Origin of the sequence: Vibrio sp. 10N.222.49.A3, from assembly GCF_041475145.1 — a bacterium.
GTDB lineage: Bacteria > Pseudomonadota > Gammaproteobacteria > Enterobacterales > Vibrionaceae > Vibrio > Vibrio tasmaniensis_A.
Genome location: NZ_JBFRVM010000195.1, coordinates 12,608 through 27,718 on the forward strand (window position 1 = coordinate 12,608; position 15,111 = coordinate 27,718).

Sequence of the window (15,111 nt, forward strand, 5' to 3'; positions counted from 1 at the left end):
CAACGACTCCAACGACTCCTACGTTAACGAAAGTCGCGACCTATACCAGCATTAAAAACTGTTCAACTGCTGCTGAAGTGCCAAACTGTGCTTTTGAAAAAGGTATTTACATTCTGCCGATTGGTCCAAACATTACTCAAGTTCAGCAAGATACCGTAAAACTGCAAGTCGAAAATTTGCTTAAATGGGCTCATGATGATGTGAGAAAACAGTTTAGCCAGAAAAAAATACTCATTGGCATAACAGAAGGAGAACCAGATCCTTCTACAGCTCATGGTAAGTTCGTGCTTGCACTTGCGCAAAATATGTATGCGAGCACCGCTAACATCAATGGTTTAGAGCTTATTTATACTGACCTGTCAGGCGTAGATGAAACAAAAAGCACCACGACATATCAAAAACTACTGCAAGTTTTCGATTACTACGTTGATGGTGACAACAATACAGCCATTGGTGCTGAATTGGCCAAAAGCTACGATGGCTTCAAAACTCTCATCAATAAGAAAATAGGAACAGGTACACAAGCTTTAGGTTATCTAAAATACGATGAATGTAACTACGGCAACGGGCAGTTAGGTGCAGATCGTATTGATGGTACTCCAAGCAAATGTCTCTCAAGTAATGGTACAAGTATTAATGACGATGGTGATGACATTTCGAATGGCAAATTAGACTCAGTCCATACTATCAAAAAGAACCTCAACCCCGGCGCATTTTTAGGATTGGTTTACGAATACAAAGTGAACCCTGCTAACGGTAAGTTCCCGAATGAGCTGAAAGACGCAAACCAGCCAAAAGGCTTTACTGCGGTCGGTAAAATCGCAAGTGGTGAAACAACAACCGCTAATTACCCATTTAACTACGCAAACCTTGCTTTTGCACCGATGAGTGATTACTTAGATAAGTGGTTCTTCCCTAATAAAAAATAAGCTTATATAAATAAAGGTCTAGATTTTCTAGACCTTTATTATTTTTACGGCACCAAAAGTCCCGCTCACCAATCTCCCTCCTTTTTCGGCCCTCGTAAACTGGATAGACCATTAAAACCAAGTTAGTTAGCTATAATCCCCGCCAGATTTGATGACTAATAGCGATACTATGTTTCTGACACCTTACTTTTCTACTGAAGACAATCAATTTCAATTCACTCGTGAACAGGCTAGCCACTTTGCTAAAAAAGTAGCTGCTGACTTCAACCCAATTCACGATGAAGACAACAAACGCTTCTGCGTGCCTGGCGATCTTTTGTTTGCAGTACTTCTGCAAAAAGAAGGCATCAGCCAAAAAATGCGTTTTGATTTTTCAGGTATGGTAGGTAACGGTATTGCGCTAAGCGTTGACAACAAGTGTGAGAAAGAAAGCTCACTGGTTGACGAGAAAGGCAAAGAGTACCTACACATGTCTTGTGAAGGTGAAAAGAGCCACGACCAAGCATTCATCGAGCACGTAGTAACAAATTACGTTAAGTTTTCAGGTATGAACTTCCCACATATCATGGTTCCTCTTATGGAAGAACAGCAAATGATGATCAACTGCCAACGTCCTCTTGTGATTTACGAGAGCATGGAAGTTGAATTTACTCGTCTAGACCTATCTCACCCAGAAGTTGAATTCTCAGGTGCGACTTTTGATGTTGAAGGCAAGCGTGGCATCGTGACACTGAACTTTGATTTCAAAGAAGACGGTGAAGTAGTCGGTAAAGGCGTAAAGCGCATGGTAGCAAGTGGTCTTAAGCCATACGACCAAGCTTCTGTAGACGACCTAGTAAACCGCTTCAACGAACGTAAAGAGATGTTTCTAGCTCAGTTCGCAGCTGCCGCTTAATCAGCACTCTTATTTACATCACTTGATGTAAATAGCTAGAGACAAGATCAATAAAGCCCAGCTTGGTATCACAAGCTGGGCTTTTTCATTTCGATGACTAATGACATCAAGCTACTCAAGTCAAAACTAAACCCAGCGTCTAACCTTTTGTTTATAATCAACATATTCCGCACCGAACAATTGCTCTAGAGCGCGTTCTTCTGGCTTAATTTGGAACTGATTCATGTACATTACGAATACAAAACTGAGTAAAACACTGAACAGGTTTTGGAAGAAATAGCCAAAACAAAACAGTAGGATAAATAGCCCTAGATACATAGGGTTTCGCGTGTAGCCAAAGATTCCACTGTCCACAACTGCAGAAGCGGTGTCGACTTTGATCGGGTTAACGGTAGTTTTCTGTTTGCGAAACTCCCATATGCCTGATATTCCAATAACACCACTCAAGACAATCCCGATACCGAGCACAACCATTCGATAAGGCAGTGCCAATGTTCCTTGGCTCAACTGCTGAGCGCAGAAGTATGATGCTACGAATACAATAATGAACAGTGCAACGGGTGGTACTTTTAATTCTAGAAATTTCATACTTTTCCTTATTAACATTCCTTTGTTAGTTTAGAAAAAAGCCCAGCAATTGCTGGGCTAAATGTATTAAAGAATTTTTGCTAGCGCTTGTAATGGGTGGGCAAGCTTCTCACCTTCAAAACGCTTCACTTGGCTACGGCAAGAATAACCCGTCACCAAACAACGATCTTTTGGTAAGTCCTGCATTTGAGGCTTCCAGCTTAAACCGTATATATCTTTCGACATTTGTAGCTTATCGACTTCATGCCCGAAGGTGCCCGCCATGCCGCAACAGCCGACAGGAACGCTGGTTAACGCAGCACCAAAGTGTTTGAAGATAGCGCCCCACTCTTTTTCAGCGTTCGGCATTTTGGTCTTCTCAGTACAGTGAGCGAACAAGTACCACATCTCTTCATTTGCAGAGCGCGCTTCAAACTCACCCAACGATGGCATTAACCATTCATGCACAGTCAGTACATCAAAGTCGCCACGTTTGTCAGCCAAGATCTCAACGTATTCATCGCGGTAACAAAGCACAAGAGCAGGATCAACACCCACCAAAGGAATACCGATATCAGCAACCATTGACAAGAAATCCGATGTTGATTTCGCTTCACGCGCAAAACGGCTTAAGAAGCCTTTAATGTGCAGTGCTTTACCATTTGGTTTAAACGGCAATAACACCGGTGTTTTGCCAAGCTTCTGAGCCAAGGTAACGAAGTCTTCAACCACCTCGGCATCATAAAAGCTAGTAAACGGGTCTTGAACGATCAACACGTGCTGTTTCTTCTGATCAGAAGAGAGCCCTTCTAGATACTGTAGATCGAACAGTTGCAGCTCTTTGCTCGCCAGACGATTTTTAAGTGTAGGTACCGACATCAGTGGTGCATCAACATAACCGACCGTTTTCGCCGTTGCGGTTTGTATCCATTTTTGACCCAAGGCAGCGTTAACAACCTTTGGCGCTTTCGCCATTAGCGGCAGCATGGTTTCAATGTTGGCGACTAAATAGTCTTTTGCAGGGCGTTGGTAGCGTGAGTAATAAATGTTTAAGAATCGAGAACGGAAGCTCGGAACATCAACTTTAATAGGACACTGGCTCGCACACGCTTTACACGCCAAACAACCGTTCATCGCTTCATGAACTTCATGCGAGAAATCGTACTCATGGCGTTTGTTCATCGTGTTACGAACACGTTCCACCATGGTTTTAATCGGAGTATTGTCCTTCAGCGCTTCTTGCTCTAAATCGAGAATATCGACGCCTTGTTCCGTTAACTGACGTAACCATTCACGAACCAAGCCTGCACGGCCCTTTGGTGAATGACGACGGTCAGCCGTGACTTTCATCGAAGGACACATTGGCGAACTCGTATCGTAGTTGAAACACAAGCCGTTACCATTACATTCCATCGCTTGCTTGAAGCTATCACGGACTTGTACGTCGATCTGACGATCGTAGAAACCACGCTTGGTATCAGTGACTTTCACCAACTCAGCATCGCTTTCTAACGGCGTACAGATCTTGCCTGGGTTCATCTTGTTATGCGGGTCAAATGCCGCTTTAACTCGTCTTAATTCGGTAAACAGCTCTTCACCAAAGAAGTCAGGACCATACTCAGAACGGAAGCCTTTACCGTGTTCACCCCACATCAAGCCGCCGTATTTAGCCACCAGCTTAACCACTTCATCAGAGACTTCATGCATCAATGCTTCTTGCATCGGATCACACAAATCTAAAGCAGGACGAACGTGCAGTACGCCCGCATCCACGTGACCAAACATGCCGTAGTTCAACTCTTTTGAATCGAGTAATACTCTAAATTCAGAGATGAAGTCGGCCAAGTTTTCTGGTGGTACACAGGTATCTTCAGCAAAAGCGACTGGCTTAGCTCGGCCTTTCGCCGCACCTAATAGACCTACCGCTTTCTTACGCATGTTGTAGATTCGGCCAATGCTCGCTAAATCACTGCACACTTGGAAGCCAATCACACCCGCGTCTTCAGTTTCTACCATGCTTTCAAGCTGTGCGGTCAGCGCTTGAACTTGTTGTTCAACTTCCGCTTCATCTTGGCCTGCAAACTCAACCATGTTGATACCAAGCATCTCTTTATTTGGAACATCCATAAGCAAATCGCTCACGGTGTGCCAAACAATGTCTTGTTTCGCTAGGTTCAATACTCTTGAGTCAACGGTTTCAACAGACAGCGCTTTCGCTTCTACCATGAACGGCGCATTACGCAGTGCAGAATCGAACGTGTTGTATTTCACGTTAACCAACGTTCGTGCTTTTGGAATCGGCGTGAGGTTCAGCTTTGCTTCAGTGATGAATGCTAATGAACCTTCTGCACCACATAGAACACGAGTCAGGTCAAAGCTATCGTCTTCTTCGTTGATTGCGTTCTTTAAATCGTAACCAGTTAAGAAGCGGTTCAATGGTGGGAATTTATTAAGAATTTGAGCGCGCTTATCTCGACAAACGGCTTCAGTTACTGTAAGGGCATGGTGAGCAAATTCACCTTCAGCAGGTAAGCCGTGTGATAAATCGGATTCGAGACATGAACCATCTGCGAAGACCGCTTGCAGCGACAACACATGGTCAGACGTTTTACCGTACTTCAATGACCCTTGGCCCGAAGCATCGGTATTGATCATTCCACCTAAGGTTGCTCGGTTACTGGTAGAAAGGTCTGGAGAGAAAAAGTAACCATACGGACGCACAGCATCGTTCAATTGGTCTTTAACGATACCTGACTGAACTCTTACCCAGCCTTCTTGCTCGTTAATCTCAAGAACCTTGTTCATATAACGAGACAGGTCAACCACAACGCCTTTTGTTAAAGACTGTCCGTTGGTACCGGTGCCACCGCCACGAGGGGAAAAGGTCACGCGTTCGTAAGCAGATTTTGCACCCACTTTACCGATCAACACAACGTCTTGAGTTGTTTTAGGGAGAATGACTGCCTGCGGCAATTGCTGATAGACACTGTTATCAGTCGCCACAGCCAAACGGCTAGAATATTGAGATTCAATGTCGCCAGTAAAGCCCGCTGTTTTTAGTTCATCTAAAAAGCGTACGACAACTGGATCGACATCAGCATTGAGTTGAAGTCTTGGTAACATTTGCTTCCTGCCCCTACTTCGCTGATCCTATCAGCATTGGGTTATCTGAGATTTTTAATATTTTTCTTTGAATTTCGTCACTTTACTACTATTAAGATCATATAAAAAGGTGATCAAATAAGAATCTCGGTGCAAGAATGGAGAAATAGTCACTTTCGTCTTAATTCAGTAGTAAGATAGTAGATAACTTTTTTACGACATCTCCATGAGCAAATAACAATGAAAAAAAGCAAAACAGTCACAACTGAAGATATTCTTCTTAAGCTATGCCAATCAGTCTCAAACGTACTTACTTCAGCGACGGCTTCACAGGTGTCCTACTCAGCCATGGTTCAAAAGATCAACAAGACAAGTCTTAAGCCAGATTTTGGTTGTTTCGTCTTGTTCGACGGCGGTTTTTCAGGTCTTGTTGTTATCAATTTTACGTCGAAAGCAGCGCTAGAGATCTACACAAATTACATGCGTAACATGGGCATGCCTGAAGACGAACTCGCTGTACTTCATACTTCAGACGAAGTAGGTGATGTATTAGGTGAGTTGATGAACCAGTTGGTTGGCGACTTTACCAACAAAATCCGTAAAGAACTGCAAACTAACATCACACAAAACCAACCGAAAATGCTAGCACTGAACAAGCAAGTGAACCTTTCTGTTGATACGAACTTAGATCGCCCGCAAGCTCGTCGTGTTACTTTCTCTACTGCCGACAACAACATTTTCTACCTTGAGCTTGCAATGGACAAAACAGAATTCATCCAATTGGAAGAATTTGAGATCGCTGAAGACGAATGCCCAGACAGTATTCTTGAAGCGACTCAGAAAAAAATGCAAGAACCAAAGCAGCCAGAGCAAAGTTCAGGCAACGATTCTGCAGCTGATTTACTCGATGAACTTGGAATCTAGTTTGCGAAAGCTCTAGCACTTCCTAAAAATCGTGTCACTAACGCCATCAATCCTCTTGATGGCGTTTTGTTTTGTCCGGGAGTCGCTACTTCCTTCATATATCCTTATCTTCCATAATCGTTCACCACATTCCTACAAATGACTTTTGACTTTGCTGTTACTCGCCAAAACATGTAAAATGTTGGACTTTTAAAAATTTGCGGTAATGATTAAGTTGTCGATGGATAAGAAAAAAGCCCTAAAGAAAATTGCCAAGTGTCTTGAGCTTGGAAACTCTGCGAACGTCAATGAAGCTGCCAATGCGATAAAAATGGCGCATAACTTGATGCTGAAATATGGTCTCGAAAAGGACGATATTGAATTTATCAAGATGGGAAAAACTCAATCCAGTCACCTGTTACCTGCAAATATCAGCTCTACACTGCTGCGTGTTATTCGTGGTATTAACACCAAGTTTGGCGTAGAAGCCGTGTTACTGAATCACAAAGGCCTTAAGCGCGTTGAATTCATTGGTGAAGCCGATCGCGCTATCTTCGCGGCTTTTGCGTTCGATATTATTTATCGCGAACTGAATGAGCACACTGGCCAATTCAGAAACAGTTTTGCGGGCTCGGGAACAGGGACACTAGAAGTAACACGTCGCGTAAACTCTTACGTTTCGGGTTGGGTAGAAGGTGCGCTTGAAAAACTGCCTGTTATCACCCCAGACGACGAGTCAAACAACAAGATCAATAACTACATTGATAAAGAGTTCCAAAACATCGACCGCGAAACGTTCAAACAACAACTCAGAGAAGCGATGAAAAACCTCACCGCAGACTATGAAGTTGGCTTGAAGAAAGGTCGAAAACTGTCTGTAAATCGACCTGTTGGCGGAACTCAAGCCGTTAAAAAGATAACTAAATCATAGAGCCACTTTACATTGCTTCAGCGTATTGATAAAAACCACCAATAGGACTTATTGTTGTCTTTCGTAATTCATGCGTTTGACAGAAGTACATGATGGAGAAATACGTTGAAAAAAATCACACTAGCCCTGGCACTCACTGTTGCTCTAACGGGCTGTCAAGCGACACAACGCCAAAACGCGACAACCGGCGAATCTGAGACTAATTCCGCAACTCAAGGCGCTTTAATTGGTGCAATCGCCGGCGCTGTTGCTGGTGCAGCTACGGGTGACGACTCTAAAGACCGTCGTAAGCGTGCACTCATCGGCGCAGCAGGTGGCGCCGCAGTTGGCGGTGGTATCGGTTACTACTTTGACCAGCAAGAAGCTGCACTTCGTGAAGAACTCATGAACTCAGGCGTTCAAGTAGAGCGTGTTGGTGAGAACCAACTTCTACTTCGCCTAGAGAACGGCATTGGCTTCGATTCTGGTTCTTACGCTTTAGAATCAAGCATCCACAAAACACTTCGCGGCGTTGCGCGCATCTTAGTTGAATACCCAGACACTAGCCTAGTGATCGAAGGTCACACTGACAGCACGGGCAGCGAGTCTTCTAACCAAGTTCTTTCTGAGCGTCGTGCTGAATCGGTTCGTGCATTCTTGATCTCTCAAGACGTTGCTGCAGGCCGTGCCATTGCTCGTGGTAACGGTGAACGTTACCCTCTATGTGACAACAACACCTCTCAAGGTCGCGCTTGTAACCGTCGCGTAGAAATTCAAATCTTGCCGCTTAAGTAGCACGATTAAAGCCCAGTTCGTCTTTATCTATTGAATTAACCTCTATATAGTTGCTTATCGTCGTGTTGCTTGTTCAAAGTCACACGACTAACTAACAACCGTAAATCGTATTCATACTGATATACCGACTCTGGGCTTTTTTACGAGACTTATCTATTGTTTATCCTATCCAACTTTCTGCCATCATCAATTCTCAGAACTCTATTTTTTGCCCTCATCTTTTCTACAATACAGTTCTCTACTGCACACGTCGTTCATGCAGAAAGCAACGTCGCATTCTCGATAGAACCTCAAGACCCTGTTTCTCAATACCAACTAGCTCAAGCTTATGAATCAGGTAATGATGTCCCTTTGAGCACCAACGATGCATTTTATTGGTACTCGCAATCCGCAGAAAACGGCAATGCAAATGCGCAATTTAGGCTGGCTGAATGGTACTTGGCAGGATCAGGTGTAGAGCAAAGCAACAAGCTAGCTTTAGAATGGTTTATTAAATCAGCCTTGCAAGGTAACCCGCGCGCGCCTATCGAAGTAGCAAAGCTGTACGAATCCTCACTTGAGGAAGAACTCCTAAAACCATTAGATGCAGCACAGCTATGGTATGAAGCCGCCTTAAAAAACAATCCAAAAGCCGAAGATGGCTATAACCGCATACTGGAAGCGCAATTCAACCAGCAACGTGCCAAGCAGATCTCTTCGATTGAGAAGCTCAACGACAACGTCATTGCTGAAAGCAGTACGAATCAGAGATTATCTAATCCAGAGCGAGCAAGTAGCTCCCCTTCTTATCTGCCCTCTATAGAGCAGGCAACACGTTCTAACCTGACGTATTCAGACTATCTGATTGGCACAGCCTTAGCCGTGTTGATTTCAATTGTCAGCATTATCATGACTCTGGTGATATCAAAAAGAAGACATGCTCTAAAATCGGGTGAATTGGGGCAACAAAAGCAGACACTTGAAGCACAGCTTAGCTCGAAGGACTTCACTATTAAGCAGCAGAAACGTCAGTTGCACACGATGTTCCATGAGTTAAAAAAACAGAAAAATGACAACAGCCTGAACAATTTACAAGTAGCCTGCGCTCTATTTGGGTATACACCTAGCTCAATTCCGAATCAAAAAAGCATTAAAATTCGATATAAACAGCTATCCAAAATCTACCATCCAGATGGTTATGGATGTGACGAAGAGATGAAACGTTTGAACAATTCGCTAAAAACCATCCTTAAGAGTGTTACAAAAACGTAAACAACCAAGCAGGCTCGATTTCCAAAGTCGCAAAGATATCGATTTTATTAGTACTGCAATCGATCCCCCTCTCAAAAACAGGTAACAAACTATTAACTAATGAGTCTTACTTGTGTCATAATTTGCGCCGAAAATACACCTGACTTAAACAGGTGAGGAGAGAATATGTTCACAATAGAAGGCGTTTGTGATTGGTGCAAAAAGCCAAGCCTAGTTAAAAAGCACGACTACCTAGATGGTAAGTGTCATCATGCATGTCAAGAGTGCAATGATATGGCCACCATTGATGTTCGCCAGTTCAATATTGGTGAAATGGAAATGAGAGCAAAACTCTCCCAAGCGACATTGAGATAAGCAACACCGTTGAAATATAAGAAAGCGCCTAAGGCGCTTTTTTTGTATCTGAGATTTATCTTCTATACAGGTGCATACAGTACTTTTCTGTCAAAACCACTGTATACACCTGTATAAAGCTCACATTTCTTCAACTTATGAGACAAAACAACAAATTCATTCAAATTTAATTTTCACTATATTTTCAATCACTTAAATAAAAACCACCTCCATACCCAAGCAAGATCGTCCAATAACCCCTCAAAAAACGCTTGATCTTATAAGTAACAAAAACTACTGTATACACATACAGCATGTATATAAGGACAGCAAAATGATTCCAGCACACGTTAAAGCACAACACTCTAGCCCGCTAACTCACTGCGCATTTACATCCGTCTCTCGTGACACAAAAAGTTCAAACGAAGAAGCGTTGTTTGCCAAAATGGCGTTGCTGTCCAATCAACATCAGTGGTTACTGTTTACGGCTCAAACACCAAGACCATCGGCTAAACAGCTGCAGCAACATAATGTTTGCTGTGATCGTGTTATTCACATGAAAGCCTCTAATCAAATGACAGAAGTAGAAACCGTCGAGAAAGCCATTCGATCTAAGAATGCGAGCGCGATTGTTGCGAGTGCTTCGATTGATCAATTCAGTCAGCAATACCTAAAAACATTAGGAATGCGCTTTCAGTGTGAAGTCTTCTTTATTGATGCCAATTCAGAGCGTATTCACTAGACCGCCTGACTTAATAACATTTTGGCTAGCAAACTTAAGTTAACTTGACAGCATAGCTCCAAAACACAGTTCAAATATACTGCTTTCCCCTGCCCTACAATTCGCCAATTTTCTAGCGAATAGTTAGGCGGGGGTTTTTATTTGATTAATAGATTTAGCAATCGTTTGCTTTTTCTCTGGAAGCAAATAGTAGATTGGGTATAATGCCCGTCTAATCATGTGCACACCGCACTTCTCTGTATGACGTTTGATAAAAGATAGGAATGTCTAAATGAGCCTTGCTGATCAAGTTCTTGCCGTAAATGATGACCTACCAATTCGTACTGATAAACCTGTCCACAGTGGCAAGGTTCGCTCAGTCTACTGGTTAACTGAAGAAGATAGCCAACGACTAATTAAAGAGAAAGGCTACGATGTAGCACCAGATGCGCCTTTAGCAATCATGGTGATCAGTGACCGTATCTCTGCATTTGATTGTATCTGGCGTGGTGAAGGGAATCTAAAAGGTGTCCCAGGTAAGGGGGCCGCTCTGAATGCTATCTCTAACCACTGGTTCAAATTATTTAAAGACAACGGCCTCGCTGACAGTCATATTCTTGATATCCCTCACCCGTTCGTATGGATTGTACAAAAAGCTCGCCCAGTCATGATCGAAGCGATTTGTCGTCAATACATCACAGGTTCAATGTGGCGTGCATACGCAAACGGCGAACGCGAATTCTGTGGTATCGAGATGCCAGAAGGCCTTGAGAAAGACAAGAAATTGCCTGAGCTACTGATCACGCCTTCAACAAAAGGGATTTTGAAAGGTATCCCTGGTGTTCCAGAAGCTGACGATGTGAACATCTCACGTAACAACATCGAAGATAACTTCGCAGCGTTCAACTTTACTCAAGCAAGTGACATTGCGCATTACGAGAAACTTCTAAAAGAAGGCTTCAACGTAATTAGCCAAGCACTCGCAAACGTCGACCAAACCTTTGTCGATACCAAGTTTGAGTTTGGCTACGTCAACGATGCTCAAGGTAAAGAAAAGCTGATCTACATGGACGAAGTGGGTACTCCAGATTCATCTCGCATTTGGGATACTCAGGAATACAACAAAGGTAATATCGTTGAAAACTCTAAAGAGGGTTTCCGTCAGTTCTTGCTTAACTACTTCCCTGATGCAGACATTCTTTTGAACAAAGAACGCATGCCAGAACGTGAAGCATTAGCTCGTGACAATGAGCTGCCTCTCGATTCACTGATGTCTCTGTCGCGTACTTATCTTGATATCGCAGCGAAAATCACAGGTGCAGAGATCGTACTGAGCGAGAATCCTAAGCAAGAAATCATCGATGTACTGCGTGCTGACTATGGTCTAGTTGACTGATTGCATTCTAGAAAGCGAGTAAGCTCGTAAACACAAGTTCCAGATACGAAAAGGGCCTCATCATTATTGAGGCCCTTTTTACGTGCGTGATTTTTAATATTCTTTGAGCTCGCTCCTAAGCTCTAAGCTCTAAGCTCTAAGCTCTAAGCAATACTGATAGATTAAAGCTTAATAGTAAACTCTTCTCCAGTATTCTCGGCAATCACCAAATGACTGCGCGATTCAATGTACTCGATCTGCTCTTCTTCAAGAGAATATGGCATAGCAACTTTGAGTTCATTGATCCCCTCTAGCTTGGCTAGCTTGAGTAAGGTAACAATGTTTGACTCATCACTTTTACGCGTCGACATCGATTTCAATGCCATCTGCCATAAACGATCTTCAGGGCTTGCGAGCTCTTTAATGCTATCTCGCCAGACAGTACTAAATACTGGCGCAATCGTGGTTAGTGCTTCCAGAAAAGTCCATTTTTTACTGCATGAGGCGCCAAGAAATGTTGTGTAATCAAACTCTACACGCGTCTCTGTCTGTTTATCCATGATGTCCCCCGACACTTTGACAACACAATATACTCAATATCTATCAACTCTTTCGTTATAGCAATAGGATATAGAAGAATAGTCTTTTATGACCTTTTGATTGGTTAAAAAGGCATATAAAAATCAAACTTGTAACAAAATAAGTACTGAAAAAACATATATGCACCTATTTGATTAATATTTTAGAGATAAAACTAATCCATCTATTTGATATCAATTATCCGACTCGCTTTTTTGTACTGGATACGCCAGCCAGACCATGTAGGGAGCTCCCAACGTTTTGGCGATAACTTTCGACTGCCCGATTGATAGTGAACGTAAATCAGCTTGCGTGCCGGCAGGTATTCGACTTCGAGTTGCAAGTCGGCAAGGCTCAATGCAAACGGATACTTTTCCGAAAATTCTAAATAGAGCCAAGTCGGGATACCATCGAATGGAATATCAGCATGGTCGAACATTTCCAATTCGCTCACATCAGTGACACCTAACACTTCAAGCTGTTCTATAAACCATAACTCAAAGTTCATTTGGTCAATTTCTGGTGTGTATTGGGTTTGTTCATCGAGGCCGAGTTTCACATACAGCTGCCAATGTTTGATTTGTTGAGTGCGAGCTTGTGCAAAACCCGGAAGTTGAACCCCATTCGATACAAGATCGACGATCGGCTTTAACGATAGTTGCCCTTCCGCTGCCACGAGCTTGGTCGTGATCGTGCGGCCGGCATACACCAACGCCATCCCAGTATAGACGCCGTCATCATTCACAATCGTTTCACCTTGCTCCCACTCTCCTAGCTCAGCATCAATGATAAGCTCAAGAGGAATGGGGGCCGTGACCGTCGCTAAGGTCAGTGTTTGCTTAACACCTCTTCCCGGCAAACTATGGGTATCAAGCACCAACATCGCTTGTTCATTATCAGGGAAACGATTCTGACGGCCGAGTACTACCTCTAAAACTCCATTAGCAAAGGCTTCTTTTCGTTTCAGTCTGCGTACGAACACCAGTTCAGGGTGAAGTTGAACAATAGTGTTAAGCAGTTCAATACGCTGGAAACGGGACGCGACTTCTAATTGAGGAAGTTCAAACACCTCACGCATTTGCTTAGCCAGTCCCTGTGCTTCATTCAATGCCTGCTGATCGATTTCTAGATTCGGATATTCGCGACCGCGAACGATCTGAATCAACAGGCTTAGATCACACCCTTCCTTTTCTTGCTGAGCGAGTGCTTCCAAATGTTCTGCATTGTTCGGTAACTGATACAAGCGAGCCGGAACGGACAACGCAGCTGTGAGATCGACCATCGCTTCTTTTAATGCTTTGGTTTTGATTCGAGTAACGATATCGGCATACAAAGCATCAACCGGCAACGGATACAGCTTTTTGCCATGCTCAGTAATTTGATGGTCGGCTTTAATCGCTTCCATCGTCAGCAAGGTTTGAGTCGCACTGTTTAGTGATTTTTCAGGAATAGGATCAAGGAAAGACAAGCTCTCAAGCGGAGCACCACAACATGCCGCGGCCAGCATAGGCTCGATCAGCTCTTCACGCTGCAATTCAGGCGGTGTGACTAACTCTAACGCCGCATGCTCACCATATAGACGAACGCAAACGCCGTCCATTACCCTACCCGCGCGGCCAGCTCGTTGCTTGGCACTGGCTCGTGATATCGATTTAAGCATCAGAGTCGTTCTTCCGTTACGCTGAACGGTGCGCCTTTCTAATCCTGAATCTATCACCACACCAATATCGGGAATGGTTAATGAGGTTTCTGCCACGTTGGTTGCAAGAATGACCTTTCTCAGGCCATAACCGTTAGCATTGATATCGATATTACGACCCGATAACGCTAAATCTCGCTCCTTATCACTGACTGACGCATGCAATTTCACCACTTGGATATCAGGATTTTTCGCCAAGGCTTGTTCACATTGCACGATCTCTTTTTTACCCGGTAGAAAAACCAACATATCGCCAGAAGAAGCGATCAATTGATGATTCACTTCTTCCGCGATGCGCTGCTCTAGATGTCGAATATCAGGCAGTGTTCTGGATTCGTTCGCTCGGTGTTCAATAGCAACTTGATAAGTTCGGCCTTCACAACTGATTCGATTCGCATCCAAATAATGAGCAAGGCGCTCACCTTCAATGGTTGCAGACGTGATCACCAAGCGATGGCTCGCTTTTTGTTTCAGAATCGCCACCAGCAAATCGATATCCCAACGCCTTTCGTGAAATTCATCGACAACGATGACATCAAAGCCAGCGAGTCCATCTTCAGATAACCAACGCAGCGCGATACCGGGCGTCACAAAAACAACGTTAGTTTTCTCGTTGTATTCAGACTCAAGTTTGATCGCATAACCAATTTTGTCACCAAGCTTCTCGCCCGATTGTAGCGCGAGATATTTAGCTAATGAGGTACAAGCTATTCGTCTTGGTTCAACCACCAGCACTCGCCCATGTTGGCAAGCCCAAATTGGCAAGCGCGTTGATTTACCCGACCCGGTTTCAGCTTCTACTACTAGGTGAGAATTAGCGATTTGTTCGTGAAATACGTTTTGATAAGCATCGATGGGAAGTAATGACATAAAAAGGAGGCGTCGCGAAAAAGTGTGAGCAAAGTATAACGAATTATGGTGCTAAAATTCGATAAGTGTGGGACATGGGTAAGAATATCATTTTGTTTGCAAAGATCGGAGGTAAACTATTTACAATTGAATAACTAAACCGTTATCATTTTTCGGTTACCCTTTCTCCCATATTAGGCATC

13 protein-coding genes are annotated in these 15,111 nt (G+C 43.5%); 9 read left to right on the plus strand and 4 right to left on the minus strand.

From position 1 onward, the window contains the following. A partial coding sequence (locus AB4589_RS22655; protein WP_372101733.1) for a histidine ammonia-lyase occupies nucleotides 1-929 on the plus strand: 929 nt, incomplete at its 5' end. A 169-nt stretch (nucleotides 930-1,098) separates the two neighbouring features. Then, nucleotides 1,099-1,824, plus strand: coding sequence for a DUF3581 domain-containing protein (locus tag AB4589_RS22660; protein ID WP_010438254.1), 726 nt, complete (start codon nucleotides 1,099-1,101; stop codon nucleotides 1,822-1,824). A gap of 126 nt (nucleotides 1,825-1,950) precedes the next feature. Here AB4589_RS22660 and AB4589_RS22665 read toward each other — a convergent pair whose 3' ends face one another. Together AB4589_RS22665 and AB4589_RS22670 are read right to left on the minus strand one after the other, a co-directional pair. Further along, nucleotides 1,951-2,412, minus strand: coding sequence for an isoprenylcysteine carboxylmethyltransferase family protein (locus AB4589_RS22665; RefSeq protein ID WP_372101734.1), 462 nt, complete (start codon nucleotides 2,410-2,412; stop codon nucleotides 1,951-1,953). Between the two features lie 66 nt (nucleotides 2,413-2,478). Further along, nucleotides 2,479-5,514, minus strand: coding sequence for an FAD-binding and (Fe-S)-binding domain-containing protein (locus AB4589_RS22670; RefSeq protein WP_372101735.1), 3,036 nt, complete (start codon nucleotides 5,512-5,514; stop codon nucleotides 2,479-2,481). A gap of 219 nt (nucleotides 5,515-5,733) precedes the next feature. On the opposite strand from AB4589_RS22670, the gene AB4589_RS22675 reads away from it, so the two are divergent. The 7 genes from AB4589_RS22675 to AB4589_RS22705 all read left to right on the plus strand — a co-directional run bounded on the left by AB4589_RS22675 (nucleotide 5,734) and on the right by AB4589_RS22705 (nucleotide 11,802). Continuing rightward, on the plus strand, nucleotides 5,734-6,417 hold the full coding sequence (locus AB4589_RS22675) for a DUF3334 family protein (RefSeq protein WP_009846485.1): 684 nt from the start codon (nucleotides 5,734-5,736) through the stop codon (nucleotides 6,415-6,417). A 220-nt stretch (nucleotides 6,418-6,637) separates the two neighbouring features. Further along, entirely contained in the window at nucleotides 6,638-7,327 is a 690-nt protein-coding gene (locus AB4589_RS22680; RefSeq protein ID WP_009846484.1) for a DUF2786 domain-containing protein, read from the plus strand. Between the two features lie 105 nt (nucleotides 7,328-7,432). Beyond that, the gene (locus AB4589_RS22685; RefSeq protein ID WP_009846483.1) at nucleotides 7,433-8,101 is read left to right on the plus strand and encodes an OmpA family protein; all 669 of its coding nucleotides are present in this window, start codon (nucleotides 7,433-7,435) and stop codon (nucleotides 8,099-8,101) included. A gap of 156 nt (nucleotides 8,102-8,257) precedes the next feature. Beyond that, complete coding sequence (locus tag AB4589_RS22690) at nucleotides 8,258-9,352, plus strand: hypothetical protein (RefSeq protein WP_371996361.1); 1,095 nt, start codon at nucleotides 8,258-8,260, stop codon at nucleotides 9,350-9,352. Nucleotides 9,353-9,517: 165 nt separating this feature from the next. Next, nucleotides 9,518-9,706, plus strand: a complete 189-nt coding sequence (locus AB4589_RS22695) for a hypothetical protein (protein WP_048659540.1) — start codon at nucleotides 9,518-9,520, stop codon at nucleotides 9,704-9,706. A 313-nt stretch (nucleotides 9,707-10,019) separates the two neighbouring features. Beyond that, nucleotides 10,020-10,427 (plus strand): SulA-like leucine-rich domain-containing protein, encoded by a 408-nt coding sequence (locus AB4589_RS22700; RefSeq protein WP_372101736.1) that lies wholly within the window; start codon nucleotides 10,020-10,022, stop codon nucleotides 10,425-10,427. Nucleotides 10,428-10,698: 271 nt separating this feature from the next. Further along, a complete protein-coding gene (locus AB4589_RS22705) occupies nucleotides 10,699-11,802 on the plus strand; it encodes a phosphoribosylaminoimidazolesuccinocarboxamide synthase (RefSeq protein ID WP_102492564.1) in 1,104 nt (367 codons plus the stop codon). 161 nt (nucleotides 11,803-11,963) lie between these two features. Here AB4589_RS22705 and AB4589_RS22710 read toward each other — a convergent pair whose 3' ends face one another. Continuing rightward, nucleotides 11,964-12,341: a hypothetical protein gene (locus tag AB4589_RS22710; RefSeq protein WP_009846478.1), complete on the minus strand. Its 378-nt coding sequence runs from the start codon at nucleotides 12,339-12,341 to the stop codon at nucleotides 11,964-11,966. 203 nt (nucleotides 12,342-12,544) lie between these two features. Continuing rightward, nucleotides 12,545-14,929, minus strand: coding sequence for a helicase-related protein (locus AB4589_RS22715; protein WP_372101737.1), 2,385 nt, complete (start codon nucleotides 14,927-14,929; stop codon nucleotides 12,545-12,547). Nucleotides 14,930-15,111 lie beyond the last annotated feature (182 nt).